This window comes from Epibacterium sp. MM17-32, from assembly GCF_022348205.1.
GTDB lineage: Bacteria > Pseudomonadota > Alphaproteobacteria > Rhodobacterales > Rhodobacteraceae > Epibacterium.
The window spans coordinates 1-26839 of sequence record NZ_JAKRFC010000011.1 but is presented as its reverse complement, the minus strand read 5'-3'; the positions used below and the strand labels follow the sequence as shown (position 1 = coordinate 26839).

Here is a 26839-nt window from a genome sequence, read left to right as displayed (position 1 = left end):
AACCCCTCCTGCGGCAATCTTGCGCAGATCCGGCCCGGCATCGCAGATGCGGGGCCGGGCAGGGGCGGCCTGACGGCGGGGTCTTGGGGCTGGCTTAGCGCGCGGCGTTCGAATGCGCGCGCAGGCGGGCCTGATAGTTGTGGCTTTGCCAATTGGCGCGGAACTGCCACTGGTCCTCTGGCTGGCGGGTGGCCAGGTCGTCGGAGATTTCCACCTCGTCGAACCCCACCCGGCGTGCCATGGCATATTGATCCGAGATCACATGCCCCTTGGCCCGCAGACGCCCCTCGTATCCCATCAGGCGCAGCATGCGCGCAATGGTGAAACCGCGCCCGTCGGCAAAAGAGGGGAAATCAACGCGGATCATCTCCACGCCGTCCAGCTGCCCGGCCAGCGCGGCCGCATCGGTGTCGGAGGCCAGGTCGAGCACATGCTCGCCCTCAAAGCCGCCGGTCCAGTCATCATGGGCAAAGCCCGTATCGGTCACGATAACGCTCATGTCACTCAAGCTCCTGTACGGACGAATTTGCCATCCACCACGTGGATGCCGCATTCTTCCTTGTTCTGGTTGCGCCAGCGGCCGGCGCGGGGGTCTTCGCCTTCGGCCACCGGGCTGGTGCAGGGGGCACAGCCGATCGACGGATAGCCCTTGGCCACCAGCGGGTGCCGGGGCAGGCGGTTTTCATCCATATAGGCGCGCACATCCTCGGGCGCCCAATGGGCCAGCGGGTTGATCTTCATCCGCCCCGTTCCGTCCTCGACCTCAAAGAAATCAAGCGCGGCGCGGGTGCCGGACTGGAACCGCTTGCGGCCGGTGATCCAGCCGTCATAGCCCGCCAGCGCCTTTTGAAGCGGGATGGTCTTGCGCAGGGCGCAGCAGGCATCGGTGTCGGAAAACCGCAGCGCGCCATAGGGGTCCTTGTCGGCGATGTCATCGGCCTTGATGACATGCACGTTCCGCAGCCCCAGACGCTCGCTCACCTCCTGCTGGTAGACCAGCGTTTCGGTGAACAGCAGTTCGGTATCGACAAACAGCACCGGCACCATCGGGTCGATGATGGCGGCCATGTGCAGCAGCACCACCGACTCCGCGCCGAAAGACGAGACCAGCGCGATATTGCCGGCATCGCGAAGCGCCCCCTCCATCACGGAGGTCGCCGAATGGTGCTTGAACCGCGCATTGAGCGCCGCCACCTGTTCGGCCAGGGCCACCGCGCTGCGCGAGGCAGCGGGCTGTCCCTGTATTTCCTGGTCTATGCGGGTCATGGCTCAGGCCACCTTTTTGTCTGCCGCCGGGTAGAGCGCCGCCTTGAAGGGCTCCATGCCAACGCGGCGATAGGTCTGGAGGAATTCCTCCTCCGCACTCTCGCGCTGCTCCAGATAGGTCTCCACGATGCGCTCCACCGCGGGGACGATCTCGTCATAGGCAAAGCCGGGCCCGGTGCGGGTGCCGATCGCTGCCGTTTCGGTCGCGTCACCGCCGAGGGTGATCTGGTAGTTCTCGACCCCTGCGCGATCCAGGCCAAGGATGCCGATATGGCCGACGTGGTGGTGACCGCAGGCGTTGATGCAGCCGGAGATCTTGATCTGCAGATGGCCCACATCGTGCTCCATCTTCAGATCCTCGAACCGGGTGGCGATCTCCTGCGCGACCGGGATCGAGCGGGCGGTGGCCAGCGCGCAGTAATCCATGCCGGGGCAGGCGATGATGTCCGAGATCAGCCCGATGTTGGCGGTGGCCAGATCGGCGGCCCTCAGACGCGCGTGGATCGCCGGCAGGTCGTTCTTGTGCACATGCGGCAGGATCACGTTCTGCTCGTGGCTGATGCGCAGCTCGCCATAGGCGAACTCTTCGGCAATATCGGCCATCTCGCGCATCTGCGCGGCGGTCGCATCACCCGGGGTCGCCCCGTGTTTCTTGATCGAGATGGTCACGATCGCATGCCCGGGCGCCTTGTGCGCGGCCAGGTTGGTATCGGCCCAGGCGCGGAACACCGGGTCGGAGTCGTAGGCGGCGTCAAAGGCCTCGGTGCTGCCGCTGCGGAACTCCGGCGCGGCAAAGTGGCGCTTGATGTCCTGGAACAGCGCCTGATCGGCACCGCCAAAAGTCGGGCGCACCTGTTCAAACCGCGCGTCGGTCAGCTCGCGGATCTTCTCCAGACCCATTTCATGCACGGTGATCTTGATGCGGGCCTTGTATTTGTTGTCGCGGCGCCCGTACTGGTTCCAGACCGAGATCACGCTCTCGATATAGGGCAGCAGGTCATCGGCAGCGACAAAGTCGTTCAGCACCTTGCCGATCATCGGGGTACGGCCAAGGCCACCACCCACCAGCACCTGATAGCCAAGCTCGCCCGCGTCATTGCGAACGATCTTCACCGCCAGGTCATGCGCCTTCAGCACCGCACGGTCATTGGCGGCGCCAGAGACGGCGATCTTGAACTTGCGGCCCATGAACTGGAATTCCGGATGGTCGGTGGACCACTGCCGGATCAGCTCGGCGATCGGGCGCGGATCTTCGATCTCGTCGGCGGCTGCACCGGCGAAATGGTCCGCGGTCACGTTGCGGATGGTGTTGCCCGAGGTCTGGATGGCGTGCAGGTTCACCTCCGCCAGCGCGTCCAGCATGTCCGGCACGTCCTTCAGCTTCGGCCAGTTGTACTGGATGTTCTGACGGGTGGTGAAATGGCCATAGCCCTTGTCCCATTTCTCGGCCAGCAGCGCCAGCGCGCGCATCTGATCGGGATTGAGCGTGCCATAGGGGATCGCCACCCGCAGCATATAGGCATGCAGTTGCAGGTAGAGCCCGTTCATCAGGCGCAGCGGCTTGAACTCGTCTTCGGTCAGCGCGCCGTCGATGCGACGCTCGACCTGGGCGCGGAACTGACGGTTGCGCTCGGCGAGAAAGGCGTGGTCGAAGTCGTTGTACTTATACATTGGCTGCGGCCTCCTGTTTGCCGTGGCGGTAGTTCGAGGGTCCGGTGCGGCGGAACTCCTCGCGGAAGTGGGTGGGTTCAGGACCGGTCTCCCCGGCCTGGGCATCGGCGAGATAGGCGCCCACCGCGACCTGCGGCTGGCTCTGCGCCTCCAGCAGGCGCAGCTGCGCCTCCGCCTCGTCGACGATCAGCTCGGCCTCTTCCAGGACGCGGGTCCAGCCGCCCGCGGCGGTGAGATAGATCACATCGCCTTCGAGCAGGTCGTTGGCGGTGACGACTTTGGGGGTAAATGCACGGGCCATCAGGCAAGCTCCATCTGAATATCGGTGCGGGCGGCGGTGGCGGCAGCTGCGCGCGGCGCCAGCCCGAGGAAGGTGAGGGCCGGGCCGTCAAAGGCGGCGGCGGCCAGATCGGCGGGCAGCCGGTCGAGGGTGGTGGCCAGCACGCGCTGGCTGTCACGAGAGGCGTTCTCCACCACGGTCACGGGCGTCGCCGGGTCAGCGCCATGCATCAGCATGCGTCCCTGCACGAACCGGGCGGATTTCTTGCCCATATAGACGGCAGCCACCTCGCCCGGACGGGCAAGCTGCGCCCAGTCGTGATCGGCAAAACCCTTCATGTCGTGACCGGTGAGGAACCGCACCGAGGAATTGCGCCCGCGCTGGGTCAGGCTCTGGCCGATCGCGGCCACGGCGGCAGAGGCGGCAGTGATGCCGGGCAGGATCTGCGTGTCCACATCGGCGGCCTCGCAGGCGGAAAGCTCCTCGTCGAGGCGGCCAAAGATCGTCGGATCGCCCGATTTCAGCCGCAGCACGCTGCGCCCGCGCTTGGCATGATGCACCAGCCGCGCGCAGATCTCTTCCTGCGCCATCGAGGGGCCGAAGCCCTCCTTGCCGACGTCTTCGAGAATGGCCCCGTCATGGGCCAGCGCCATGATCTCGGCGCTGACCAGACGGTCGTAGAGGATCACATCCGCCGTGCGCAGCGCCTTCAGCACCTTGAGCGTCAGAAGGTCCGGGTCTCCGGGGCCGGAGCCGGCAAAGGCCACCACGCCCGGGCACATCACGCCCTGCGGTCCCGGAAGGGCGGGCAGGTCGGCGGGGATATGGCTGGTGTCGCGTGGCATTGGCGGGTCCGTCCGTGGTGTTTGACTTGGGATTAGATATAGGAAATATTCCCGTCTGGACGCTATATGCGCCGGGAAATAAGGACATGCGTCCGCAGCCCTCCGGGCAGGAAGTCCGGATGTCCTCAGGTTTGGAGAATTTTGGAATGACAGTGCGGATCGACGCCACGGATCGGAAAATTCTGGCGGAACTGCAACGCGATGCGGGGCAATCCCTGGACGAAATCGCCAAGCAGGTGGGCAGTTCCAAGACGCCGGTGTGGAATCGTATCCGCAAGCTGCGCGAGGCCGGGGTGGTGGGCAATCAGACCATGATCCTCGATGCCGAGGCGCTGGGGTTCGAGGCCTGTTTCTTCGTGCTGATCCGGACTTCGGAGCACGAGGCCGACTGGCAGGCCGCGTTCCTCAAGGCGCTGCGCGAACGCCCCGAGGTGCAGGAGGCGCATCGGCTTGCCGGTGACATCGACTATATTCTCAAGGTTCGGGTCCGCAACGCGCGCGCCTACGACAAATTCTATCAGGCGCTGATCTCCGAGGTGCGGGTGCACAATGTCACCGCGCTCCTGTCGATGGAGGAGATCAAATCCACCACCCATTTGCCGCTGGAGCAGATCCGGGTGGAGTGACCCGGCGGCGATCCGCAGCGCCAACCTGTGTATCGCAGCAAACTCTGACCGCCGCGTGACGGAGGCACGCCCGCGCGCCGCCGTGGGCGGCGCCGTGCCGCGACCCTAGAGGGGCGAGCGCAGCACCAGTTGCCGCCCGTCCTCCAGCCGCCACGGCTGCTGATCCGTGCCGCTGGTGGCAGGGTGTACGCCAATGTCGGCGAGCAGATGCGGCGAGGTTTCCGCCAGCCTGCGCAGATCCTGTTCCGGAACCCTGACAACCGGCGCAGATTTTCTCACGCCAAATCTTTCGCGAATCCGGCGAAGAAGACTGCGGACCCCGGAGCGCCTGCCCAGTGCTGCCTGGGTGTTCAATGCTGTGGTCATGGTCTCAATCCCCTTCCTCTCGGTGTCGGTGCAATGGGAATACGGTGTCTGGGGGCTTGCGCGCAAATCAGTTAAATTCCATGATTGGATCAGAAAAACTGATCCATGAGGGAGCGTCATGCGCCTGCCGCCGTTGAATGCCCTGCGCGCCTTCGAGGCCGCCGCCCGCCATCAGGGGTTCATCCAGGCGGCCGAGGAGCTGTTCGTGACCCGCGGTGCCATCAGCCGTCAGGTCAAGATCCTGGAGGATCACCTCGGGGTGGCGCTGTTTCACCGACATGCCCGCGGGGTGGAGCTGACCACCGCCGGGCGGCGGCTCCATCCGGTGCTGACCGAGGCGTTCCAGATGATGCAGCGGCAGGTCGAACAGATCGCCTCCGATGCCTCTGAGCTGCGGGTGATCTGCCCGCCAACCCTGTCGATCCGCTGGCTGCTGCCGCAGCTGGAGACGTTCCGGGCGGCCCATCCGGAGATCAAGCTGCGGCTGACCACCGACTTCTACAGCACCAAGGGGTTCGAGGCCGCCGAGTACGACCTTGGCATCTCCTTGCAGAACCGCCCTGGCCGGTCGGCATCGCTCCAGGTGCTGCCGCTGTTTGAAATGGTGCTGTCACCGGCCTGCGCGCCGGCGCTGCTGCCGGACCTGGCGGCGAAGGGACCCGCGGCGCTGGCGCAGCAACGGCTGCTGCACGAAAGCCCGCGGCGCAGCGACTGGCCCACCTGGGTGCAGCACTTCGGCGTCGCGCAGGTCGACGCCACCGCCGGCGAGGTGTTTCCCAACCTCGACATGGCCACGCGCGCGGCGGTGATCGGGGCCGGTGTGGTGATGGCGGATCTGGTCCTCTGTGCCGAGGAGCTGGCGCGCGGCGATCTGGTGCTGCCCTTCCCGGAGATGACCTGCGGCACCCCGGATGGCGCCTATGCGCTGGTTGGCGAGGCGGAGAAATGGCACGATCCCAAGGTGGTGGCCTTTCGCGACTGGCTGATGGCGGGGCCCTGCGCGGCGGCGCTTTCGGCGCTGCCGCAGTGACGGGACGCAGGCTGCGAAGGTGGGGGGCGCTGCCCCCTCGGGGCGTTCGCGCCTCCCCCCCGAGGTATTTGACAAAAGGTGAAAGAGACGCGCCGCGCCGCGTCAGCGGCGCCGGGCCCAACGGCGCAAGGGGATCTGTGATCCCCGCCGCGCGGGCGGGAGCGCCCCCGGCCGGGTTTGTCCTCAGCTGCGCGTCACCCACAGGCGGGTCAGCCCGTGGAAGTGATAGGTGTTGGAATAGACAGGCTGTTCCGCCAGCGCCAGCTCCGGGCAGCGCGCAAACAGGATCGGTAGGGCAATTTCCATCTCCAACCGCGCCAGCGGCGCGCCAACACAGAAATGCAGCCCGCCGCCAAAGCTCTTGTTCACCTTGGGCGGCCGTGTCGGGTCAAACTGATCTGCGCGCGCCAGCGCCTCCGGGTCGCGGTTGGCCGCCGCCAGCATCAGCGCCACCAAATCACCGCGCTGGAAGGTATGGCCGAGCATCTCGATCTCCTCGTAGGCGTAGCGGGTGAACATATGCAGCGGCGGATCATAGCGCAGGATCTCCTCCACCAGCCCCGTGATGCCCTCGGGGGCCAGCCACTCCGGCGACCAGCCCTGTTCCAGCATTGTCTTCACCCCGTTGCCGAGCGAATGCACCGTCGCCTCGTGCCCGGCATTGAGCAGCAGGATGCAGGTGCCGATCAGTTCGTCGGTGGAGAGGCTCTCGCCATCTTCTTCGGCCTGAATGAGGCGGGTGATCAGATCATCGCCCGGTGTCTTGCGGCGCTCGTCCACATAATCGGTGAGAAAGGCGATGAACTCTTCGCTCGCCGTGGCGGCGGAATGTTCGGTCTCGATGGTCTTGGAGGCCTGATACATCGCCACCATCTTGTGCGACCAGTCCAAGAGCTTCGGGGCCATGTCTTCCGGCACGCCGAGCAGGCGGCAGATCGCGATCACCGGCACTTGGGTGCAATAGGCGGTCAGCAGATCAAAGGGCGCATCTTTGGGAAAGGCGTCGATCAGATCATGGCACAGCGTCTCCAGCCCCGGTGCCAGCGCCTTGATCTCGCGGCTGGTAAAGGCGCGCAGCACCAGTTTGCGCAGGCGTGTGTGCCGGGGCGGTTCCGCATCCAGCAGAGAATGTGCTTCCACCTGCAAGAAGGGCGCCAGATGGGCCGGGCCCTCGGTGGCCATCTCGGCGGGGATTTCGCGGCCAAAGCGGCGGTCGCGCAGCAGCATATGCACCGCGTCATGGCTAAAGGCCGCCACCATTTTATAGTCCTGCCAGTACCCGAGCTTCCCGGCCGCGCGCGCGGCGTCGTAAAACGGGTAGGGGTCCTGGACAAACGCCGGCTCGGTCGGGGATTGGATCAGTGTTTTCATGGCTATGGGTTTTTGCCGAGGTCTCTGGCCTTGGCAAGGGGGGCTTTGCTACTGTGGCGCAATGTTGAAAACACGTCACCCCCGTCTGGCCCTGATCCTGGGCGTTGCCATCGCCATTGCGCTGCTATCGGCTGCGGTCTGGTCCTCGGGCTACCGGCAGGCACTGACCGCCCTGGCGGAGCGCAGCGCCTCCGATCTGGCGCTGGCCTCCGACCGGGTTAGCACGCAATTGCAGATCTACCGCGAACAGGCGGTGCTGGTGGCGACCCATCCGGCGCTGCGGCGGCTGGATGAGCCGGTGGGCCGGCGCGCCGCCCAGGCGCTGCTGCGCGGGGTGGCGGACAAGACCGGTGCGCTCGACGTGTTCTATGCGGATGCGCAGGGACAGGTGCTGGCCGCCGCCGAAGGGGTCACCAGCCCCAGCGTGGCCACCAGTGACTATTTCCGCCGCGCCATGCAGGGCGCCATGGGCACCGAGGCCCGGGTGCTGGCGGGCAGCGACCGGCGGGTCTATTTCTTTGCCGCGCCGGATTTCGGCCCCGATGGCCGGGTGCGCGGCACCCTGGTGGTGGCGGCGGATATCGAGCTGGTGGAGCAGACCTGGCGCGGCTCCTTGCCGGCGGTCTATTTCACCATCCGCGACGGGCAGGTGTTCATGTCGAACCACTCCGAACTGCTGTTCTGGCAGCGCGAGAGCACCCGCCCGGGGTTGCGCGCGGCGTCGGGTGCGCCGCAGCCGCTGCGGGTGCGTCACATCGGATCGCACGAGATCTGGCAGCAACGCTGGAGCCCCTATCTGCCCAACCAGGCGCTGCATCTGGGCATCGACCTGCCGGCGATCGACATGCAGGGCGAGATCCTGGTGGACATTGCCCCGGCGCGGCGGCTGGCGGCGCTACAGACCATGGCAATGGCGGCGGTGGGGCTGGCGTTCGGCACCATCCTGTTCCTGGTGGCAGAGCGCCGCCGGACCCTGGCCGCCGCCAATGCGGAGCTGGAGCAGCGCGTCGACACCCGCACCCGTGCCCTGTCGGAGGCCAACGTCCAGCTGCGCCGCGAGGTGCGCGAGCGCAAGGAGGCGGAAGCGGCACTGAAACAGGCGCAGGCCGAACTGGTGCAGGCTGATAAACTCTCGGCGCTGGGGCAGATGTCGGCAGGGATCAGCCACGAGCTGAACCAGCCCTTGATGGCGATCCAGCAGTTTGCCGAGAACGGTCAGGCCTTTCTGGAGCGCGGCAAGGCCGAACGCGCGGGCGAGAACCTCACCCGCATTGCGCAGATGTCGGCGCGGATGGCCCGGATCATCAAGAACCTGCGCGCCTTTGCCCGCAACGAGAGCGAGCCGGTGGGCCGGGTCGACCTGGTGCAGGTGATCACCGCGGCGGTGGAGCTGACTGAAACCCGCCTGCGCGACCATGACGTGACGCTTGACTGGCAACCGCCCGAGGCGGGCGCGATCTGGGTGCGCGGCGGCGAGGTACGTCTGACGCAGGTGTTTGTGAACCTGATCAACAATGCGGTGGATGCGATGATGGGACAGGACGACCGCCTGGTTCGGATCGTCGTCAACGCGGGCAATCGGCTGACGGTGACCGTGCAGGACATCGGCCCCGGTCTGAAGCAGCCCGAAAAGGTGTTTGAGCCGTTCTACTCGACCAAGGCGGTGGGCAGTTCCGAAGGCATGGGGCTGGGGCTGTCCATTTCCTACGGTCTGGTGCAAAGCTTTGGCGGCAATATCCGGGGCACCAATACCGAACATGGCGCCCTGTTCACGGTCGAACTGGACTACTGGAAAGAGGAAACCGCCGCATGATGCGCTCCCTGTCACCGCTGCCCACGCGCAAGGTCCTGCTGGTGGATGACGACGCCGCCGTGCGCGAGGCGCTGGGCCAGACGCTGGAACTGGCTGATCTGGACACCATGACGGCGGGGTCGTTTGTGGCCGCCAAGGATCACATCACCGCCGATTTCGACGGGGTGATCCTGTCGGACATGCGCATGCCGGGGCGCGACGGGTTCCACCTGCTGGACTACGCCCAGGGGGTGGATGCGGAGCTGCCCGTGGTGCTGCTGACCGGCGAGGGCGACATCCCGATGGCGGTCAAGGCGATGTCCGAAGGGGCGTTTGATTTCCTCGAAAAACCCTGCGAGGCGGCGACGCTGCTGGCGGTGCTGGAACGGGCGCTGAAGACCCGGGCGCTGGTGCTGGAAAACCGCCGCCTGCAAACCCAGCTCGAAAGCGGCGATCCGGCGGCGCGGATGCTGTTCGGCTCCTCTCCGCAGGCGCAGGAGCTGCGGGCGCGGGTGCGCTCTGTCGCGCCGACCGAGGCGGAGGTGCTGGTCTCCGGCCCGCCGGGCAGCGGCATTCCCAAGGTGGCCGAAGTGGTGCATCTGATGTCGCGTCGCGGGCAGGGGGCCTTTGTCAAACGTCCCGCCGCCGGTCTCACGCCCGAGGCGTTCGAGGAGCTGTGCCACCGCGCCGAAGGGGGATCGCTGTTCCTGGACGAGCTGTCGGCGATGCCCGAGGCGACGCAATTTGCGGTGCTGGAGCGGCTGGAGCAGGGCCCGGAGGTGCGCATCATCGGCGGCTCCTCCGCCGATCTGGCCGATCTTGTTGCGGCGGGAAAATTCAACGCCGACCTGTTCTACCGGCTCGATGTGATGCGGGTGCGCATCCCCGCGCTGGCGGAGCGGCGCGACGACATTCCGGTGCTGTTTCGCCACTATGTGAGCCAGGCCGCCGAACAGGCCGGGATCGAGGCGCCGGAAATCAGCGCCGACACCCTCGCCGGTCTGATGGCGCAGGATTGGCCCGGCAATGCGCGCTCGCTGATGTCGGCGGCGATGCGCTTTGTCCTTGGCATGCCGGAAGAGGTCTCCGAGGCTGCCGATCTGGGGCTGGCAGAGCAGATGGCACAGGTGGAGCGCTCGCTGCTGATCGCCGCGCTGGGCCGGCAGAACGGCAAGGCCTCTGCCGCCGCCGAGGCGCTGAAGCTGCCGCGCAAGACCTTCTATGACAAGCTCACGCGCTATGGGATTCGCCCCGAGGATTACCGGCGCTAACAGATGTGCGGTTTTTCGCACAATGCCCGGCACCCCATGTGCGGGATTTCGCACAGCCGCGCCGCACGGCCGTGTGCGTAATGCAAAGAACCTGGAATAACCGCAAGATAAGAAACAAAAAAACGGTTTGTTTGATCGATTCTCGAATCATCGCTTGAGCCTGTCTCCCCCATTGCCAATTCTACCTGCCAAGCCCCGGGCGCTGTTTCGGGGTTGGAGGACAAATTAGGATTCTTAGGGAGGATCACCATGAAGTTCCTGACTGCTGCCGCCACCGCAATGGCGCTGACCGTGACCGCTGGCGTGGCCCAGGCGGATGCCTGTGATGATGGAGAGATCGTCGTCAAGTTCAGCCATGTGACCAACACCGACAAGCACCCCAAGGGGATCGCGGCCTCGTTGCTGGAAAAGCGCGTGAACGAGGAAATGGACGGCACCATGTGCATGGTGGTCTATCCGAACTCCACGCTCTATGACGATAACAAGGTGCTGGAGGCGATGCTCCAGGGCGACGTGCAGCTGGCCGCGCCGTCCCTGTCGAAGTTCGAGAAATTCACCAAGCAGTTCCGCCTCTTCGACCTGCCGTTCATGTTCAAGAACATCGACGCCGTGGACGCGTTCCAGGCTTCTGAAAACGGTCAGGCGATGCTCGACAGCATGCAGCGCCGTGGTCTGCAAGGTCTGGGTTACTGGCACAATGGCATGAAGCAGATGTCGGCCAACAAGCCGCTATTGCTGCCCGAAGATGCCAATGGTCTGAAGTTCCGCGTGCAGTCCTCTGACGTGCTGGTTGCGCAGATGGAAGCGATCGGCGGCAGCCCGCAGAAAATGGCGTTTTCCGAGGTCTATGGCGCGCTGCAGCAGGGTGTTGTGGACGGTCAGGAAAACACCTGGTCCAACATCTACGGCAAGAAATTCTTCGAGGTGCAGGACGGTGTGACCGAAACCAACCACGGGGTGCTGGACTATCTGGTTGTGGCCTCTGTCGACTGGCTCGACAGCCTCGATCCCGAAGTGCGCGACCAGTTCATGACCATCATGGATGAAGTCACCGCAACCCGGAACGCCGAATCCACCAAGGTCAACAACGAAGCCAAACAGGCGATCGTCGAGGCCGGCGGCACCGTGCGTCAGTTGAGCCCGGAACAGCGTCAGGCCTGGGTCGACGTGATGAAACCGGTGTGGGAGCAATTCGCCGGTGACGTGGGTCAGGACATGATCGACGCGGCGCAATCCATCAACGCCGGGCTGTAATCCGCCCGCCTGATCCGCTGCCACGCTCCGGGGCCCGCGATACGGCCCCGGACCCCGCGGCGGTCAGGTCCGAGACATCGACGAGAGCGCGCACCACCGGGCGCTCCGTCACACTGGCGGCAGTGATTTTCCTGCCGCCCCTTTTTTCAAAAAAACTGGGGAGACGACCATGTCGGGGGCAAGAACCGGCCCAACGGGGTTCATCCATTCGCTTGAAGAGACGCTGATCGCGCTGCTCCTGGGGTTCATGACACTCCTGACCTTTGCCAATGTGATCGCGCGCTATGTGTTCAATTCCAATATCCTCTGGGCGCTGGAGGTCACCGTGTTCCTCTTTGCCTGGCTGGTGCTGCTGGGCGCGTCCTATGCGGTCAAGGTGCATGCGCATCTGGGGGTCGACGCCATCGTCAACATGCTGCCGGCAAGCGCCCGTCGCACGCTGGGCCTGATTGCCGCGACCGCCTGCATCGTGTTTTCGCTGCTGATGCTGAAGGGGGCCTATGACTACTGGGCGGTGTTTGCCGACCTGCCGCCGACCTCGGGCCGCTGGTTCCCCACCGGGTTTGACACCGGCGCGCGCAGCCAGAGCTTTTACGAGGTGCAGGACGTGCCGATGATCGGGGTGCTGCGGTTCCTTGAGGATCTCATCAACTACGGCGAATCCTACGAGAAACTGCCCAAGGTGGTGCCCTATCTGGTGCTGCCGCTGTCGATGCTGTTGCTGGTGCTGCGGTTTTTCCAGGCGGCGCTGCAAATCCTGCGCGGGCAGGCGGATCGCCTGGTTGCAAGTCACGAAGTCGAAGACGAACTCGAAGCGGTTCGCGCTCAACAGGGAGAGCATGACTGATGGAAGTTGTCCTTCTTTTTGCACTGGTCATTGGTCTGCTGCTGATCGGGGTGCCGATCGCGGTGTCGCTGGGGCTGTCCTCGACCCTTTTCCTGCTGTTTTATTCCGACAGCTCTCTGGCCTCGGTGGCGGGCACGCTGTTCCAGGCTTTCGAGGGGCATTTCACCCTGCTGGCGATCCCCTTCTTCATCCTGGCCTCCAGTTTCATGACCACGGGCGGCGTGGCGCGGCGGATCATCCGTTTCTCCATCGCCTGCGTCGGTCACCTGCCGGGCGGTCTGGCCATTGCAGGCGTCTTTGCCTGTATGCTGTTTGCGGCGCTATCTGGGTCTTCGCCGGCCACCGTTGTGGCGATCGGCTCGATCGTGATCGCGGGCATGCGCCAGGTGGGCTATTCCAAGGAGTTCGCCGCCGGGGTGATCTGTAACGCCGGCACGCTCGGCATCCTGATCCCGCCCTCCATCGTGATGGTGGTCTATGCGGCGGCGGTCGAGGTTTCGGTCGGTCGGATGTTCCTTGCCGGTGTCATTCCGGGCCTGATGGCGGGGCTGATGCTGATGGTGACCATCTATGTGATGGCCAAGGTCAAGAACCTGCCCAAGGGCGACTGGAACGGCTGGGGCGAGGTCTTTGCCTCTGCCCGCGAGGCCGGCTGGGGCCTGTTCCTGATCGTCATCATCCTCGGCGGCATCTATGGCGGCATTTTCACCCCGACCGAAGCGGCGGCGGTGGCGGCGGTCTATGCCTTCCTGATCGCCTGTTTTGTCTACAAGGACATGGGGCCGCTGTCGAACGGCGAGGGCGCGGCCAAGACCTCGCTCCTGAAGATGCCGCAGGCGCTGGTCACCGCCTTTGTGCATCCCGACACCAAACACACGCTGTTCGAGGCCGGCAAGCTGACCGTGACGCTCTTGTTCGTGATCGCCAACGCGCTGATCCTGAAGCACGTGCTGACCGACGAGCAGGTGCCGCAGCATATCGCCAATGCGATGCTGTCGGCGGGCTTTGGTCCGGTGATGTTCCTGATTGTGGTCAATGTGATCCTGCTGATCGGGGGCCAGTTCATGGAACCCTCGGGGCTTCTGGTGATCGTGGCGCCGCTGGTGTTCCCGATCGCCATCGAGCTGGGCATTGATCCGATCCATCTGGGCATCATCATGGTGGTGAACATGGAGATCGGCATGATTACACCGCCGGTGGGGCTGAACCTCTTTGTCACCTCGGGCGTGGCGGGCATGCCGATGATGGGCGTGGTGCGGGCAGCGCTGCCGTTCCTTGCGGTGCTCTTCGTATTCCTGATCATGATCACCTATATCCCCTGGCTGTCGACGGTGCTGCCAAATGCGATCATGGGGCCGGAGATCATAACCAACTGATCCGATGTCTGAAAAAGATGTCTGAAAAACGGAAAAGCGCCCGGGGAGTGTCCTCCCCGGGCGCTTTGCTTTTTTGCTGGTGTCAGGGGCGCTGCCCCTCTTGGCCTGGCGGCCAATTCACCCCGAGATATTTGGGAAAAGATGAAACAGGGCCAGCTCAGCTGGCGCCAAGCGCGGCGATGATCGGCTTGAAATCCGCAGCTTTCAGGCTTGCGCCGCCGACCAGGGCCCCGTCGACGTTGGAGACCGCAAAGATCTCTGCCGCATTGCCCGGTTTCACCGAGCCGCCATAGAGCAGCGGGATGTCGGTGCCGGCATCGCCGTAGCGCTGGGTCAGCGCGTCGCGCAGGGCATCATGCACCTCGGCGATCTGATCTGGGGTCGGCACCTTGCCGGTGCCGATCGCCCAGACCGGCTCGTAGGCCACCACGGTATTGTCGGCGGTGACGCTGTCGGGCAGGGAGCCGGCCAGCTGCATGCAGACCACCTGCAGGGTGGAGCCGGCCTCGCGGTCCTCCAGCGTTTCCCCGACGCAGACCACGGCGGTCAGATCGGCGGCAAAGGCGGCTTCGGTCTTGGCCCGCACCACCTCGTCGCTCTCGCCATGGTCGCTGCGGCGTTCGGAGTGGCCGAGGATCACGTAGCTGGCGCCTGCGTCGCGGAGCATCGGAGCGCTGATGTCGCCGGTATGGGCGCCGGAGGTCTCCGTGTGGCAGTCCTGGCCGCCAAGGCGGACCGCACCGGCCAGCGCCGCCGCGCGCGAGAGCAGCGTGGCGGGCGGGCAGATCAGCACCTCGACCCCTTGGGGCAGGTCCGCCTCGGCCAGCGCTTCCAGCTCTGCCAGGTTGTCGCCGGTGCCGTTCATCTTCCAGTTGCCTGCCGCGAGTTTGCGCGCCATGTCGCCCCCCATGTGTTGTTACATAATATCGTCACCACAGGTGGTAGCACCGGGGCGCGAGGCGGGCAATCGCCGCCGCACCGGACAGCAAAAAAGGGCGGCGCATGGCCACCCCTCTGATCCGGACGATACGGGATGTGCGGGGTTACTCGCCCACCTTGAAGCTGATCGATTCACCGCAGCCGCAGGCCTCAGCGACGTTGGGGTTGTTGAACTTGAAGCTCGACTCCAACAGCGTGGTCTCATAGTCGATCTCGGTGCCGAACAGGAACATCTGCGCCATCGGCGCAATCAGCACCCGCGCGCCGTCCTGTTCCACCACCTCGTCATTGGGGTCGGCGGCATCGACATATTCCATGGTGTATTCCATGCCCGCACAGCCGCCTTTCTTGATGCCGATGCGCAGACCGGCATGGCCCGCCTTCTCCATCAGTCTGGAGATCTGCGCGGCGGCGCGGGGGGTCATGGTGACAGCTTGCTTGCCGGGAATGGCGAACATGGGAAGGCTCCGTTTTCTGTTACCCTGTAACCTAGGGGGGGCGAGGCGGCGCATCAAGGGGCGACCACCGGCAGGCCGTGGTCGGGGCCGGGCGGGGGGCGTGCGATCACGATGCCGCGACCGCACAGGGCGCACAGGGCGCCGTTACATAAAGCCCAGTTCCAGCCGGGCCTCGTCCGACATCATGTCCATGCCCCAGGGCGGCTCCCAGGTCATTTCCACATCGACGCTCTTGACCCCGGGCACCGGAGAAATCGCATCGACGATCCAGCCGGGCATTTCACCCGCCACCGGACAGCCGGGGGCGGTCAGGGTCATAATGATCTTCACGTCGTTTTCATCCGAAATTTCAACGGTGTAGATCAGCCCCAACTCGTAGATGTTCACCGGGATTTCCGGGTCATAGACGGTGCGGCAGGCATCGACCACCGGCTCGTAGAGCGGATGGGACACGGAGGAGGGCGCGATCAGGGGGGCGCCTTCAAGCGGTTCGGATGCGTCGGTCATTCAAGCCTCGGTCAGTTATCTGACGGTTTATATAGGAAACATGGCAGGCGGGGTCCAGTGGGCGTGCCGCCGCGGCGGTCAGATCACCCGCCTTGCGGTTCAGTCGTTGATGTCGGTGTCGAAGGTCTTGACCTGGCCCTTGGGCAGGGCAAACAGGCGTTTCAGGATCAGCCAGGCCGCCAGCGACAGGGCGGCAAAGATCAGCAGCAACAGCGGCAGCGACACCTTCAGCGTCATCAGCAGAAGCACCGCCACGCAGGTGGCGCCGATGGCAAAGCCGAGGAAGATGAACCCCGGCAGCAGGATCTCGGCAATCCCCAGCAGCAGCGCAAAGGCGCCCCAGATCCACCACAGTGACCAGAGCGCGCCCATCATTTGCCCTTCAGCATCTTGAAGGCATCGCCAAAGGCCTCGATCGCCTGGGCGGGCACGATGATGGTCTGCTTGCCGTCGCCGTTGCCAAGGGCATTGAGCGCCTCGACCTGTTTCAGCGCCACCTGATACTGCGCCGCCGACAGGCCGTTGTCGGCGATCGCCTTGGCGACGACCTCGGTGGCAAAGGCCTCGGCCTCGGCCTGGATGCGGCGGGCCTTGGCGGTCTGCTCGGCGGCATAGAGCTCCGCATCGGCAGAGAGCTCCACCGCGCGTTTCTTGCCCTCGGCCTCGGTGACCTGGGCGCGGCGGGCGCGTTCGGCATTGAGCTGTTGCAGCATCGCGTCGCGGGTGGCCTGGTCGAGGTTCACATCGAGGATCTCGGCCCGGGTCACTTCGATGCCCCAATCATCCACCGCGCTTTCGACGCTGTGCTTGATCTCGGCAATCAGCTGCGAGCGGTTGGATTGCACCTCGTCCAGATCCATCTTGCCGATCTCGGCGCGCACGATGCCCGCCACGGTGGTGGAAATCGCCCCATCCACATCGCGGATGCGGTAGACGGTCTTTTCCGGTTCGAGGATGCGGTAGAACACCGAGGTGTCGATCTCCACCAGCACGTTGTCGCGGGTGATCGCGTCCTGGCTGGCGTTGGGCAGCTGACGTTCGAGGATGGAGACCTTGTGGCGCACAACATCCAGAAACGGCACGATGAAGTTGATGCCCGGCCCAAGCACGGATTTCAGCCGGCCAAAGCGTTCGACCACGAATTTCTCCGATTGGGGCACGATGCGCACCCCTTTGAAGATCACGATGACGAGGAAGACCGCCCCGAGGATATACAGCAAGCCGCCAGAGAGGGCGTCGATGATCTCTTGTTCGTTCATGGGAAAAATCCGGCTATGACATGATGTTGGGAGGCACCGTCCCCGCTGGGCCGGGGCGGGTCAAGGGGAAAGCCGCTGCCGGGCGCCCCTTCCGTCATTCGGCGGCATCCCCCAGCGCCTTGCGGCTGCGCAGGGGCATGGGGCGCACGTTGGCCTCGATCTCGTCGTGGATCAGGGACGCGATGTCCTTTTTCGAGGTTTTCTCGATCCCCTCCAGCCCCGGCGAGGAATTGACCTCCAGCACCTTGGGCCCGGATTCGGAGCGCAGCAGGTCCACCCCCGCCACGCCAAGGCCAAAGCAGCGCGCGGCCCGGATCGCGGTGGAGCGTTCCTCCTTGGTGATGCGCACTGACACGGCGCTGCCGCCCAGATGCAGGTTGGAGCGGAAATCGCCCTCCGCGCCGGAGCGTTTCATCGCCGCCACCACCTTGGAGCCGATCACAAGGCAGCGAATGTCGACGCCGGCGGCCTCCTTGACGAACTGCTGCACCAGAAAGTTGGCCTTGAGGCCACGAAAGGCGGTGATGACGGAGTCAGCCGCCTTCTTGGTCTCCGCCAGCACCACGCCCTTGCCCTGCGTGCTTTCCAATAGCTTCACGATCAGGGGCGCGCCGCCGACGATGTCGATCAGCGCCGACGTGTCCTTGGGCGAGGCGGCGAATGCGGTGGGCGGCATGCCGATCTTGTGACGCGCCAGCATCTGATGCGCGTGCAGCTTGTCGCGGCTGGCGGTGATGCCGGCGCTGCCGTTGACGCAATAGGTGCCGATGGTCTCGAACTGGCGCAACAGCGCGGTGCCGTATTGGGTGATCGAGGCGCCGATGCGCGGGATCACCGCATCATAGCGGGGCAGGCGCTTGCCGTCATAGTGGATCTCCGGCGACAGCGAGTTGATCGACATGTAGCAGCGGGTGGTGTCGATCACCTCGACCGAATGGCCGCGTTTCTCGCCCTCTTCGACCAGGCGGCGGGTGGAGTAATTGTCCTCGCGGCTCAGCACGGCAATGCGCAGCGCCCGGTTCGGCGCCTTCTTGCGGATCGCGGGGGTGGCATAGACGGAATAGTCCAGCTCCGGCTGGCAATAGCGTTCGGAGGGCACGATGGAGATATTGTCGCTCAGCGCCTGACGCCCCAGCAGCATATGCAGCGCCATGCCGCGCCGGTCGGTCAGCGTCACCTCCACCGGCCAGGTGACACCGCCGATTTCCAGCGTGGTCTCGATTACGCAGCGCAGCTCGCGATCCCCGTTGGAGGAGGTCACCTCGCGCCGGTCCTTCAGCTGGGCCGAACAGGGGATCAGCAGATCGTCCCGGCCCGGGATCGGATGCACGGTAAAGCGCACCTTGGGCGCTTTCGATGGCCCGAAGGTCTCGATGTCGGTGGCATGAAGCGCCGAGGTCCGGGCGCCGGTATCAACCTTGGCGCGCAGGGCGGGCAGGCCGAGTTCGGGCAATTTGACCCATTCCTCCCAGCCGAGACGCAGATTCTGGTTCGGGTCATCTGTGGACATGGGGGCGCCTCCTTGGCATTAGGGGTGAATCACCGCCAGGGCGGTGCGCAGACTGACGCAGGAACATGAGATGGCAGAGCTTTTCAACTTTGAAATGACAGCAACGGATGGCAAGGCGCGCACTGGTGTAATTCATACACCGCGTGGCGACATCCGCACGCCGGCGTTCATGCCTGTTGGCACTGCGGCGACGGTCAAGGCGATGATGCCCGAAAGCGTGCGCGCCACCGGCGCCGACATCCTCTTGGGCAACACCTACCATCTGATGCTGCGCCCCACCGCCGAGCGGATCGACCGTCTGGGGGGGCTGCACAAGTTCATGAACTGGGACCGGCCGATCCTGACGGACTCGGGCGGTTTTCAGGTGATGTCGCTGGCGGGGCTGCGCAAGCTCACCGAAAAGGGCGTGACCTTCAAATCCCACATCGACGGCTCGCGGCACGAGCTGACGCCGGAACGCTCGATGGAGATCCAGGCGCTGCTGGGCTCTGACATCGTGATGTGTTTTGACGAATGCCCCGCGCTGCCCGCCGATCGCGACCGCATCGCCGAGAGCATGCGCCTGTCGATGCGCTGGGCGGAACGCTCCAAGGAGGCTTTTGGCGACCGGCCGGGCCATGCGCTCTTTGGCATCCAGCAGGGTGGTCTGGAACAGGATTTCCGCGAAGAAAGCGCCGAAGCCCTCACCAAGATCGGCTTTGACGGCTACGCCGTGGGCGGCCTTGCGGTGGGCGAAGGACAAGAGGCGATGTTTGGCTGCCTGGACTATGCGCCCGACATGCTGCCGGTGGACAAGCCGCGCTACCTGATGGGTGTGGGCAAGCCCGACGACATCGTCGGCGCGGTGGCCCGGGGCATCGACATGATGGATTGCGTGCTGCCCTCGCGCTCGGGTCGCACCGGGCAGGCGTTTACCCGTCATGGCGTGGTCAATATCAAGAACGCCCGCCATCAGGACGACCCGCGCCCGCTGGACGAAAACTGCAGCTGTCCGGCGTGCAGCAACTATTCGCGCGCCTATCTGCACCACGTGTTCCGGTCGAACGAGATGATCTCCGGCATGCTTCTGACATGGCACAACCTGCATTACTTTCAGGACATCATGGCGGGTATGCGCGAGTCAATCGCGGCGGGCACATTTGACGCCTGGCAGAAGACCTTTCACGACATGCGTGCCCAAGGTGACATCGAACCCCTGTGACCTCCTGTGAGGCACGCGGCGCGGAAGGCGCCGCCTGTCCTGCCGGGCTTGATGGTGATGCGGCAGCACATTTTATTGTGAACAGAACCGGGCCACCTCTTGGGGTGGCCCTTTAGCGTTTTGATAGTAATCGTCTTTTTTCGAAATTCTTTTGGGGGCGCTGGCAGAACCACAGGAATGTTTCTGCGCCCCGAAACATTCTTGTGGCTGGAGGGTTGAAAGGCGCAGAGGGCGTGCTCAGCTCTTGTGGGGCAACATTCCTGTTGCTGGATACTTTGAGCGAAGGATACTCCCCGTGAGCCAGAAACCCGTGAGCCAGAACCTGTTTGCCGCAACCACTGCCGGTGCCCTTGAGTTGACAAATCGCGTGGTGATGGCGCCGCTGACGCGCAACCGTGCCGACGACAGCACCGGAGAGGTGCTCGACCGTCACGTCGAATACTATGCCCAACGCGCCAGCGCCGGTCTGATCATCACCGAAGGCAGCCAGATCAGCGCCGAGGCCAAAGGGTATATCCAGACCCCCGGCATCCACACCGCCGCGCAGGCTGCCGCATGGCGCAAGGTCACTGATGCGGTGCATGCCAAGGGCGGCAAGATTGTGATCCAGCTGTGGCACGTGGGGCGGATCACCCATGACTCGCTGCTGCCCGAGGGGGTGAAGGCCGTCGGCCCCACCGATCAGGCGGCGGAGGCGCAGACCTTTACCCATGCCGGGTTTGAACCCACCGCGACGCCCGAGGCGCTGACCGTTGCAGGCATCCAGCGCGTGATCGAGGATTACGTTCAGGCCGCAAAATACGCCAAAGAGGCGGGTTTTGACGGCGTTGAGCTGCATGCCGCCAATGGCTACTTGCTGGAACAATTCCTCAAGGATGGGGTCAACACCCGCAGTGATGCCTACGGCGGCTCGGCAGAAAACCGGGCGCGTTTCCTGTTTGAAGTACTGGATGCATTGGCCACCGTCTGGGAGCCGGGGCGGATCGGCGTGCGGCTGTCGCCCTTTGCCAGCTTTAACGATGTTTCCGACAGCGATCCGGTGGCCCATTACACCCCGGTGATCGAACGGCTGAACACCTATGATCTGGCCTATCTGCATCTGATCGAAGGCGACACCGGCGGCGCGCGCGAAGGCGATTTTGAGACCCTGCGCCAGCTTTATACCGGAACCTATATGGCCAATAACGGCTATGATCGCGAGACGGCCCTGGCCCGAACCGAAAGCGGCGCGGTGGATCTGGTGGCCTTTGGGCGGCCTTTCATCTCCAACCCGGATCTTGTGGCGCGCCTGCAGGCGGACGCTCCGCTGGCACAAGGCGATCAAGCGACCTTTTATGGCGGCGGTGACGAAGGGTTCACCGACTATCCGACGCTGGAACTGCAGGCGGCGGAATAGGGCTCGACCTCTGGCCGGATCACCTTAGCTTTATTAACGCAGGCGGGGAAATCCGCCTGCGGACCCACAACGATTTGCGCCCGCTTGATGGCGACAGAGCGGCGTCGACCAAAGATGTTAGGTCTTTGCTCACCGTTTCACCATTTGCGCCCTTGTGGTCAGGTCAGGCACGAGTCATTCTGGCAGCCAACGTTTGAGGCAAGGCGGTTGAATATCTCGACCCGCCTGACCAGATTAATAATCCGAGTGAGGAGACGACCGTGGTTGCCGTGAAACGGGGCCTGGCCGTCTTGCTAAGAAAAAGGACCGAGTATGCAAGAGCCTCTCAATTCCTCCTACCCCGTACTGCCGCTGCGCGACATCGTGGTCTTTCCCCACATGATCGTGCCGCTGTTCGTGGGCCGGGAGAAGTCGGTACATGCCCTCGAAGAAGTCATGTCCGATGACAAGCAGATTCTCTTGTCCAGCCAGATCGACCCGTCCGAGGACGATCCGGATCAGGATGGTATCTACCGCACTGGCGTGCTGGCCAATGTGCTGCAACTGCTGAAGCTGCCCGACGGCACCGTGAAGGTGCTGGTCGAAGGCCACCAGCGGGTGAAGATCACCGAGTTTCTGGACAACGACACGTTCTTTGAGGCCCGCGCCGAAGCGCTGTCGGAAATGCCCGGCGATGTGACCACCACCGAGGCGCTGCTGCGCACCGTCGGTGATGAGTTCGAGCGCTATGCCAAGGTGCGCAAAAACATCCCCGAAGAGGCGCTGACCGCCGTCGGTGAAACCACCGAGCCTGCCAAACTGGCGGACCTCGTGGCGGGTCACCTCGGCATCGAGGTGGACCGCAAGCAGGAGCTGCTGGAAACCCTGCCGGTCAGCGAGCGGCTGGAGAAGGTCTATGCGCTGATGCAGTCCGAACTGTCGGTGCTGCAGGTCGAGAAAAAGATCAAGACCCGCGTCAAGTCGCAGATGGAGAAGACCCAGCGCGAGTATTATCTGAATGAGCAGATGAAAGCCATTCAGAAGGAGCTGGGCGACGGCGAGGATGGCGCCGGCGAAATTGCCGAGCTGGAAGAAAAGATCGAAGGCACGAAGCTGTCGAAAGAGGCCCGTGAAAAGGCCGATGCCGAGATCAAGAAGCTCAAGAATATGTCGCCGATGTCGGCCGAGGCCACGGTTGTGCGCAACTACCTCGACTGGATGCTTTCGATCCCGTGGGGCACCAAATCCCGCGTCAAAAAGGATCTGGGCCGCGCGCAGGACATTCTGGATACCGATCACTACGGTCTGGAGAAGGTCAAGGAACGCATCGTCGAATATCTCGCGGTGCAGCAGCGGTCGAAGAAACTCAAGGGGCCGATCCTGTGCCTCGTGGGGCCTCCGGGCGTGGGCAAGACCTCGCTGGGCAAATCCGTGGCCAAGGCGACGGGCCGCGAGTTCATCCGGATTTCTCTGGGTGGCGTGCGCGACGAGTCCGAGATCCGCGGCCACCGCCGGACCTACATTGGCTCCATGCCGGGCAAGATCATTCAGGCGCTGAAAAAGGCCAAGACCACGAACCCGCTGATCCTCTTGGATGAGATCGACAAGATGGGGCAGGACTTCCGGGGCGATCCGGCCTCGGCGATGCTCGAAGTGCTTGATCCGGAACAGAACGGCACCTTTGTGGACCACTATCTGGAGGTCGAATATGACCTCTCGAACGTGATGTTCCTGACCACCTCGAACAGCTACAACATGCCGGGCCCGCTTCTGGACCGGATGGAGATCATTCCGCTGTCGGGCTACACCGAGGACGAAAAGCGCGAGATCGCCAAGCAGCACCTGATTTCCAAGCAGGTGAAGAACCACGGTCTCAAGGCCAAGGAGTTCGAACTGACGGACGAGGCGCTGACCGAGATCATCCGCACCTACACCCGCGAGGCAGGCGTGCGGAACCTCGAACGCGAGATCGCCAAGGTGGCCCGCAAGGCGCTGACCTCCATCGTCAAGAAAGAGACCGAGAGCGTGAAAGTCACGCCCGACAATCTCGACGATTTCCTCGGCGTGGCGAAGTATCGCTACGGTCTGGCCGAGCTGGAGGATCAGATCGGCGTGGTGACCGGGCTGGCCTATACCTCTGTCGGGGGGGAGCTGTTGTCCATCGAGGCGCTGCGCCTGCCGGGCAAGGGCCGGATGAAGACCACCGGTAAACTGGGCGATGTGATGAAGGAGTCGATCGAGGCGGCAAGCTCATACGTGCGCTCCGTCTCGCCGCGTCTGGGCATCAAGCCGCCGCGCTTTGACAAATGGGACATCCACGTGCACGTCCCCGAAGGCGCAACGCCCAAGGATGGCCCCTCGGCGGGTCTGGCGATGGTGACCTCGATCGTGTCGGTGCTGACGGGCATTCCCGTGCGCAAGGACATCGCCATGACCGGCGAGGTCACCCTGCGCGGCAATGCGCTGGCCATTGGTGGTCTGAAGGAAAAACTGCTCGCGGCGCTGCGTGGCGGCATCAAGACCGTTCTCATCCCCAAGGAGAACGAGAAAGATCTGCCGGAGATCCCGGACAACGTGAAAGAGGGGCTGGACATCATCCCGGTCGATCACGTCTCTGAGGTGCTGAAGCACGCGCTGGTCCGCCAGCCCGAAGCGATCGAGTGGGATGAGGAGGCCGAAGAGGCCGCCGCCGCCGCTGCCGCGCTGAAAGGCGGAGACGACGCCAGCGGCGCCACGGCGCACTAAGCACCGTCGCGTATTGAGTGTGATGGAGGGCGTCCCGGTTCGGGGCGCCCTTTCTTTATGCAGGGCGTCGTAGGGTTGGGTGCGGTGCGATCCTTAGGTTTCGCGGTTTTGCACCAGATGGCGGCGCCGCCGGGAGGGCAGGCGGGTTTGATCCACGCGGGCCTGTCCCGCGCGTGATCCGGATAACGTCTTCAGATCGGACCCCCTGTACCTTTGGTTGAGAGGTGATCTCTGGGGGCAAATCCCGGTCCGGAGGTGTCAACTCCGGTGCCATGTCGCGACATCCGGCAGTCTGCCACACAGAGATGAACGCGCGCCGATCAGGGCGCGCGCTCTACTGGCAACGGGATGCGAGGCTCTGCCTCGCGCTCCGAGATATTTATAAAAAGCTGAAGGGGGCGGTCGGCCTGTTCCCCGCTGACGGGGTTATTCGGCCGCCTGCGGCGCCGCCATCATCCGGTCCACGGTGTTGATCGCGACCGTGTCGGGGCTGACGTCCTTGGCCTGCGCGTCGGCGAGGATCTGACGCAAGGTCTGATCGAGCGCGGCGAGTTTGTCGTCGACGAAGTGCGCGCGGTCGGAGATTTTCAGGATTTCGGTGGCGACGTTGATGATCCCGCCGCCATTGGCCACGAAGTCCGGCGCATAGAGAATGCCGCGATCATGCAGCGCTTTGGCATCCGCCGGGGTGGCCAGCTGGTTGTTGGCGCCGCCGGCGACGATGGCGGTTTTCAGCTGCGGGATGGTTTCGGCGTTGAGAATGCCGCCGATGGCGCAGGGGGCAAAGATGTCCGCCTCGACCCCGTAGATGTCATCAAGCGCCACCGGGCGGGCATCAAAGGCCTGCACCGCGGCGGTGACACGCACCGGATCCACATCGGTCACGATCAGCTTTGCGCCCGCCTGATGCAGCAAGCCGGCCAGATGCCAGCCGACATGTCCGAGGCCCTGCAGGCTGACGGTGCAGCCGTTCAGGTCGCCGCTGCCGTGGCGGGCCGCCCAGGTGGAGCAGATCGCGTTGAAAATCCCGCGCGCGGTGACCGGAGAGGGGTCGCCGCTGGCAAATTCGCCTTCTGGCAGGCCGGCGACATGGCGGGTTTCCGTGCCGATCACCGCCATGTCTTCCGGGGTCATGCCCATGTCCTCGGCGGTGATGTAGCGCCCGTCCAGGCGTTCGATCGCCCGGCCGAAGGCCCGCAGCAGCTCCGGTGTTTTCTGGGTTGCGGGATCGGCGATGATCACCGCCTTGCCGCCGCCCAGCGGCAGGCCGGCAGCGGCGTTCTTGTAGGTCATGCCCAGCGACAGCCGCGAGACGTCCTCCAGCGCGGCCTCGAAACTGTCGTAGGGGCGCATGCGCAGCCCTCCGGCGGCCGGGCCGAGTTGAGTGGAATGAATGGCAATCAGGCCAAGAAGCCCGCTGTCGGGGTCTTCGACCCGGTGAATGGCGTCATGGGTGTCGCTGGGAATCAAGGTCATGGCTGCTCCTCCTACTGGGGGTAGTGTAGCCCGGGGGACATGCAGAAAAACTCCAATTGCCGCTGGTTTGCGGGTAGTGTTTAGAGGAATCCTCTATTCAAATGGCATAGATTGGTGAAAATCGTGGATAATCTGGATCGAAAGATCATTTCTGCATTGCAGCGCGACGGGCGTATGACCATGGCGGAGCTGTCGGAGGTGGTGGGGCTGTCGCCGACGCCCTGCGCGCGGCGTGTGGCCAACCTGGAGAAGTCCGGGGTGATTTCCGGCTATGGCGCTCGGGTCGATCAGACTCGGCTGGGGTTGCCGGTGACGATCTTTGTGGCGGTCGAGCTGGAACGGCAGTCCCGCGAGGCCTTGCAGAGGTTCGAAGCGGCGGTGCGGCAGTTCGATCAGGTCATGGAGTGCTATCTGATGACCGGCACGCGGGATATTCTGTTGCGGGTGGTGGCGGCCAGTCTCAGCGATTTTGACGATTTCCTGGAAAACCGGCTGATGTGCGTGCCGGGTATTCGCAATACGCGCTCCAGCTTCACACTGCGCACGATGGTCCAGCGCAGTGCGCTGCCGGATCGGGGGGCGCGCGGGTGATCCCGCTGCCGGTTCCGGGGTGTGGCGGGGTATGGTCTTGAAATGCCCGGATTTTGTTATTGTGCCGGGGACGGATGGGCTCTGCGCTTGCAACCCGGTGGCTCCTGCCCCTAGGCTTGCCCCATAGCGTGCGACTGGCGGGCTGCGATCAGGGGCAGGCCACAGGCCCCGGCCTGCCAGCGCCGCCGGAGATGTAACGAGCAGAAGGACCACAGGCCCCATGACACGTTCGAAATCCCCCGCAACAGGCGCAACAGGCACGACACCCTCTGGCGATCCGCAGCCGGCAGAAGCGCATCTGACGCCCGGGCAGCGTCCGGCGCCCGCGGACCCGAAGGAGACACCGGCGGCGGGGAATGATCCCGCAGCGGCGGAGGCAGCGGGTGCTTCGGTGACGCTCGAGCTGCGCAAGAAGGAGCTGATCGAGCAGGCCGTGGAGCGCAGCGGGGTCAAGAAACGCGACGCCAAGCCGGTGATCGAGGCCATGCTGGCGCTGCTGGGCGAGGCGATCAGCGCCGAGCGGCCCCTGAACCTGGAGCCGATGGGCAAGCTGCGGGTGACCCGCATCAAGGACAATCCCAACGGGCGCGTGCATGTCTGCAAGCTGCGCCGCAAACGGATCCAGCCGGAAAAACCCGATACGGCGGAAAAAACTGCATCAGACCCTCTTGCAGAGGCAGATCGCTCGGGATAAAAGCCGTCCTCACGGGTGATTAGCTCAGTGGTAGAGCGCTTCGTTCACATCGAAGATGTCAGGAGTTCAAATCTCTTATCACCCACCAT

General features: G+C 64.2%; 26 protein-coding genes and 1 tRNA gene. 13 read left to right on the top strand and 14 right to left on the bottom strand.

Going from position 1 to position 26839, the window contains the following annotated elements:
• Positions 1–94 precede the first annotated feature (94 nt).
• Genes MHM88_RS16525 through cobA form a run of 5 tightly spaced genes read right to left on the bottom strand, consistent with a single transcriptional unit; the run spans position 95 to position 3999 of the window.
• Positions 95–499 (bottom strand): DUF934 domain-containing protein, encoded by a 405-nt coding sequence (locus MHM88_RS16525; protein ID WP_239323413.1) that lies wholly within the window; start codon positions 497–499, stop codon positions 95–97.
• Between the two features lie 5 nt (positions 500–504).
• The gene (locus MHM88_RS16520) at positions 505–1266 is read right to left on the bottom strand and encodes a phosphoadenylyl-sulfate reductase (protein ID WP_239323414.1); all 762 of its coding nucleotides are present in this window, start codon (positions 1264–1266) and stop codon (positions 505–507) included.
• A gap of 3 nt (positions 1267–1269) precedes the next feature.
• Positions 1270–2937, bottom strand: a complete 1668-nt coding sequence (locus MHM88_RS16515; RefSeq protein WP_239367594.1) for a nitrite/sulfite reductase — start codon at positions 2935–2937, stop codon at positions 1270–1272.
• Positions 2930–3238 carry a DUF2849 domain-containing protein gene (locus MHM88_RS16510; protein ID WP_239367592.1) on the bottom strand — a complete coding sequence of 103 codons (309 nt, stop codon included), beginning with the start codon at positions 3236–3238 and terminating at the stop codon, positions 2930–2932. The genes MHM88_RS16515 and MHM88_RS16510 overlap by 8 nt, the downstream gene beginning before the upstream one ends.
• Positions 3238–3999, bottom strand: a complete 762-nt coding sequence (cobA, locus tag MHM88_RS16505; RefSeq protein WP_239367748.1) for a uroporphyrinogen-III C-methyltransferase — start codon at positions 3997–3999, stop codon at positions 3238–3240. Before cobA ends, MHM88_RS16510 begins: the two co-directional genes overlap by 1 nt.
• 209 nt (positions 4000–4208) lie before the next feature.
• Here cobA and MHM88_RS16500 point away from each other — a divergent pair, with 209 nt between their 5' ends.
• A complete protein-coding gene (locus MHM88_RS16500) occupies positions 4209–4688 on the top strand; it encodes an Lrp/AsnC family transcriptional regulator (RefSeq protein WP_239323417.1) in 480 nt (159 codons plus the stop codon).
• Between the two features lie 105 nt (positions 4689–4793).
• Here the strand turns inward: MHM88_RS16500 and MHM88_RS16495 are convergent, their stop codons facing one another.
• On the bottom strand, positions 4794–4967 hold the full coding sequence (locus MHM88_RS16495; protein ID WP_239367590.1) for a hypothetical protein: 174 nt from the start codon (positions 4965–4967) through the stop codon (positions 4794–4796).
• A gap of 205 nt (positions 4968–5172) precedes the next feature.
• On the opposite strand from MHM88_RS16495, the gene MHM88_RS16490 reads away from it, so the two are divergent.
• A complete protein-coding gene (locus tag MHM88_RS16490) occupies positions 5173–6084 on the top strand; it encodes a LysR substrate-binding domain-containing protein (RefSeq protein WP_239367588.1) in 912 nt (303 codons plus the stop codon).
• A gap of 183 nt (positions 6085–6267) precedes the next feature.
• On the opposite strand, the gene MHM88_RS16485 is transcribed toward MHM88_RS16490, so the two are convergent.
• Entirely contained in the window at positions 6268–7455 is a 1188-nt protein-coding gene (locus MHM88_RS16485) for a cytochrome P450 (protein ID WP_239367586.1), read from the bottom strand.
• A 61-nt stretch (positions 7456–7516) separates the two neighbouring features.
• On the opposite strand from MHM88_RS16485, the gene MHM88_RS16480 reads away from it, so the two are divergent.
• The 5 genes from MHM88_RS16480 to MHM88_RS16460 all read left to right on the top strand — a co-directional run bounded on the left by MHM88_RS16480 (position 7517) and on the right by MHM88_RS16460 (position 13995).
• A complete protein-coding gene (locus MHM88_RS16480; protein WP_239367584.1) occupies positions 7517–9268 on the top strand; it encodes an ATP-binding protein in 1752 nt (583 codons plus the stop codon).
• On the top strand, positions 9265–10518 hold the full coding sequence (locus MHM88_RS16475) for a sigma-54 dependent transcriptional regulator (protein ID WP_239323422.1): 1254 nt from the start codon (positions 9265–9267) through the stop codon (positions 10516–10518). Before MHM88_RS16480 ends, MHM88_RS16475 begins: the two co-directional genes overlap by 4 nt.
• Positions 10519–10767: 249 nt before the next feature.
• A complete protein-coding gene (locus tag MHM88_RS16470; RefSeq protein ID WP_239367582.1) occupies positions 10768–11772 on the top strand; it encodes a DctP family TRAP transporter solute-binding subunit in 1005 nt (334 codons plus the stop codon).
• 169 nt (positions 11773–11941) lie between these two features.
• Positions 11942–12619: a TRAP transporter small permease gene (locus tag MHM88_RS16465; RefSeq protein ID WP_239323424.1), complete on the top strand. Its 678-nt coding sequence runs from the start codon at positions 11942–11944 to the stop codon at positions 12617–12619.
• Positions 12619–13995, top strand: a complete 1377-nt coding sequence (locus MHM88_RS16460) for a TRAP transporter large permease (protein ID WP_239367580.1) — start codon at positions 12619–12621, stop codon at positions 13993–13995. The genes MHM88_RS16465 and MHM88_RS16460 overlap by 1 nt, the downstream gene beginning before the upstream one ends.
• A 157-nt stretch (positions 13996–14152) precedes the next feature.
• On the opposite strand, the gene tpiA is transcribed toward MHM88_RS16460, so the two are convergent.
• The 6 genes from tpiA to rimK all read right to left on the bottom strand — a co-directional run bounded on the left by tpiA (position 14153) and on the right by rimK (position 18668).
• Positions 14153–14893 (bottom strand): triose-phosphate isomerase, encoded by a 741-nt coding sequence (tpiA, locus tag MHM88_RS16455; protein WP_239367578.1) that lies wholly within the window; start codon positions 14891–14893, stop codon positions 14153–14155.
• Positions 14894–15038: 145 nt separating this feature from the next.
• The gene (locus MHM88_RS16450) at positions 15039–15392 is read right to left on the bottom strand and encodes an iron-sulfur cluster assembly accessory protein (RefSeq protein WP_239323427.1); all 354 of its coding nucleotides are present in this window, start codon (positions 15390–15392) and stop codon (positions 15039–15041) included.
• Positions 15393–15536: 144 nt separating this feature from the next.
• Positions 15537–15899: an SUF system Fe-S cluster assembly protein gene (locus tag MHM88_RS16445; RefSeq protein ID WP_239323428.1), complete on the bottom strand. Its 363-nt coding sequence runs from the start codon at positions 15897–15899 to the stop codon at positions 15537–15539.
• Positions 15900–15998: 99 nt separating this feature from the next.
• A complete protein-coding gene (locus MHM88_RS16440; RefSeq protein WP_239323527.1) occupies positions 15999–16271 on the bottom strand; it encodes an NfeD family protein in 273 nt (90 codons plus the stop codon).
• Positions 16271–17158, bottom strand: coding sequence for an SPFH domain-containing protein (locus MHM88_RS16435; RefSeq protein WP_239323429.1), 888 nt, complete (start codon positions 17156–17158; stop codon positions 16271–16273). The genes MHM88_RS16440 and MHM88_RS16435 overlap by 1 nt, the downstream gene beginning before the upstream one ends.
• A 94-nt stretch (positions 17159–17252) precedes the next feature.
• On the bottom strand, positions 17253–18668 hold the full coding sequence (rimK, locus tag MHM88_RS16430) for a 30S ribosomal protein S6--L-glutamate ligase (RefSeq protein WP_239323430.1): 1416 nt from the start codon (positions 18666–18668) through the stop codon (positions 17253–17255).
• Positions 18669–18738: 70 nt separating this feature from the next.
• On the opposite strand from rimK, the gene tgt reads away from it, so the two are divergent.
• The 3 genes from tgt (at position 18739) to lon (ending at position 23989) form a co-directional block, all read left to right on the top strand.
• Positions 18739–19869, top strand: a complete 1131-nt coding sequence (gene tgt, locus MHM88_RS16425; protein WP_239367576.1) for a tRNA guanosine(34) transglycosylase Tgt — start codon at positions 18739–18741, stop codon at positions 19867–19869.
• A 295-nt stretch (positions 19870–20164) separates the two neighbouring features.
• Positions 20165–21265, top strand: coding sequence for an alkene reductase (locus tag MHM88_RS16420; RefSeq protein WP_239367574.1), 1101 nt, complete (start codon positions 20165–20167; stop codon positions 21263–21265).
• Between the two features lie 312 nt (positions 21266–21577).
• Entirely contained in the window at positions 21578–23989 is a 2412-nt protein-coding gene (lon, locus tag MHM88_RS16415; RefSeq protein WP_239367572.1) for an endopeptidase La, read from the top strand.
• Between the two features lie 426 nt (positions 23990–24415).
• Here lon and MHM88_RS16410 read toward each other — a convergent pair whose 3' ends face one another.
• Positions 24416–25465, bottom strand: a complete 1050-nt coding sequence (locus tag MHM88_RS16410) for a Glu/Leu/Phe/Val dehydrogenase (protein WP_239367570.1) — start codon at positions 25463–25465, stop codon at positions 24416–24418.
• Positions 25466–25588: 123 nt separating this feature from the next.
• On the opposite strand from MHM88_RS16410, the gene MHM88_RS16405 reads away from it, so the two are divergent.
• The 3 genes from MHM88_RS16405 to MHM88_RS16395 all read left to right on the top strand — a co-directional run bounded on the left by MHM88_RS16405 (position 25589) and on the right by MHM88_RS16395 (position 26838).
• On the top strand, positions 25589–26056 hold the full coding sequence (locus MHM88_RS16405; RefSeq protein WP_239367568.1) for an Lrp/AsnC family transcriptional regulator: 468 nt from the start codon (positions 25589–25591) through the stop codon (positions 26054–26056).
• Positions 26057–26276: 220 nt separating this feature from the next.
• Entirely contained in the window at positions 26277–26750 is a 474-nt protein-coding gene (locus MHM88_RS16400; protein ID WP_239367567.1) for an HU family DNA-binding protein, read from the top strand.
• 13 nt (positions 26751–26763) lie between these two features.
• Positions 26764–26838 (top strand) — tRNA-Val (locus MHM88_RS16395).
• The last annotated feature ends 1 nt before the right edge of the window (position 26839 follow it).

What these genes read in the sequence shown, in the direction of transcription:
- MHM88_RS16525 (WP_239323413.1), bottom strand. Translation starts at nt 499, where the DNA reads ATGAGCGTTATCGTGACCGATACGGGCTTTGCCCATGATGACTGGACC.
- MHM88_RS16520 (WP_239323414.1), bottom strand. Translation starts at nt 1,266, where the DNA reads ATGACCCGCATAGACCAGGAAATACAGGGACAGCCCGCTGCCTCGCGC.
- MHM88_RS16515 (WP_239367594.1), bottom strand. Translation starts at nt 2,937, where the DNA reads ATGTATAAGTACAACGACTTCGACCACGCCTTTCTCGCCGAGCGCAAC.
- MHM88_RS16510 (WP_239367592.1), bottom strand. Translation starts at nt 3,238, where the DNA reads ATGGCCCGTGCATTTACCCCCAAAGTCGTCACCGCCAACGACCTGCTC.
- cobA (WP_239367748.1), bottom strand. Translation starts at nt 3,999, where the DNA reads ATGTGCCCGGGCGTGGTGGCCTTTGCCGGCTCCGGCCCCGGAGACCCG.
- MHM88_RS16500 (WP_239323417.1), top strand. Translation starts at nt 4,209, where the DNA reads ATGACAGTGCGGATCGACGCCACGGATCGGAAAATTCTGGCGGAACTG.
- MHM88_RS16490 (WP_239367588.1), top strand. Translation starts at nt 5,173, where the DNA reads ATGCGCCTGCCGCCGTTGAATGCCCTGCGCGCCTTCGAGGCCGCCGCC.
- MHM88_RS16485 (WP_239367586.1), bottom strand. Translation starts at nt 7,455, where the DNA reads ATGAAAACACTGATCCAATCCCCGACCGAGCCGGCGTTTGTCCAGGAC.
- MHM88_RS16480 (WP_239367584.1), top strand. Translation starts at nt 7,517, where the DNA reads ATGTTGAAAACACGTCACCCCCGTCTGGCCCTGATCCTGGGCGTTGCC.
- MHM88_RS16475 (WP_239323422.1), top strand. Translation starts at nt 9,265, where the DNA reads ATGATGCGCTCCCTGTCACCGCTGCCCACGCGCAAGGTCCTGCTGGTG.
- MHM88_RS16470 (WP_239367582.1), top strand. Translation starts at nt 10,768, where the DNA reads ATGAAGTTCCTGACTGCTGCCGCCACCGCAATGGCGCTGACCGTGACC.
- MHM88_RS16465 (WP_239323424.1), top strand. Translation starts at nt 11,942, where the DNA reads ATGTCGGGGGCAAGAACCGGCCCAACGGGGTTCATCCATTCGCTTGAA.
- MHM88_RS16460 (WP_239367580.1), top strand. Translation starts at nt 12,619, where the DNA reads ATGGAAGTTGTCCTTCTTTTTGCACTGGTCATTGGTCTGCTGCTGATC.
- tpiA (WP_239367578.1), bottom strand. Translation starts at nt 14,893, where the DNA reads ATGGCGCGCAAACTCGCGGCAGGCAACTGGAAGATGAACGGCACCGGC.
- MHM88_RS16450 (WP_239323427.1), bottom strand. Translation starts at nt 15,392, where the DNA reads ATGTTCGCCATTCCCGGCAAGCAAGCTGTCACCATGACCCCCCGCGCC.
- MHM88_RS16445 (WP_239323428.1), bottom strand. Translation starts at nt 15,899, where the DNA reads ATGACCGACGCATCCGAACCGCTTGAAGGCGCCCCCCTGATCGCGCCC.
- MHM88_RS16440 (WP_239323527.1), bottom strand. Translation starts at nt 16,271, where the DNA reads ATGGGCGCGCTCTGGTCACTGTGGTGGATCTGGGGCGCCTTTGCGCTG.
- MHM88_RS16435 (WP_239323429.1), bottom strand. Translation starts at nt 17,158, where the DNA reads ATGAACGAACAAGAGATCATCGACGCCCTCTCTGGCGGCTTGCTGTAT.
- rimK (WP_239323430.1), bottom strand. Translation starts at nt 18,668, where the DNA reads ATGTCCACAGATGACCCGAACCAGAATCTGCGTCTCGGCTGGGAGGAA.
- tgt (WP_239367576.1), top strand. Translation starts at nt 18,739, where the DNA reads ATGGCAGAGCTTTTCAACTTTGAAATGACAGCAACGGATGGCAAGGCG.
- lon (WP_239367572.1), top strand. Translation starts at nt 21,578, where the DNA reads ATGCAAGAGCCTCTCAATTCCTCCTACCCCGTACTGCCGCTGCGCGAC.
- MHM88_RS16410 (WP_239367570.1), bottom strand. Translation starts at nt 25,465, where the DNA reads ATGACCTTGATTCCCAGCGACACCCATGACGCCATTCACCGGGTCGAA.
- MHM88_RS16400 (WP_239367567.1), top strand. Translation starts at nt 26,277, where the DNA reads ATGACACGTTCGAAATCCCCCGCAACAGGCGCAACAGGCACGACACCC.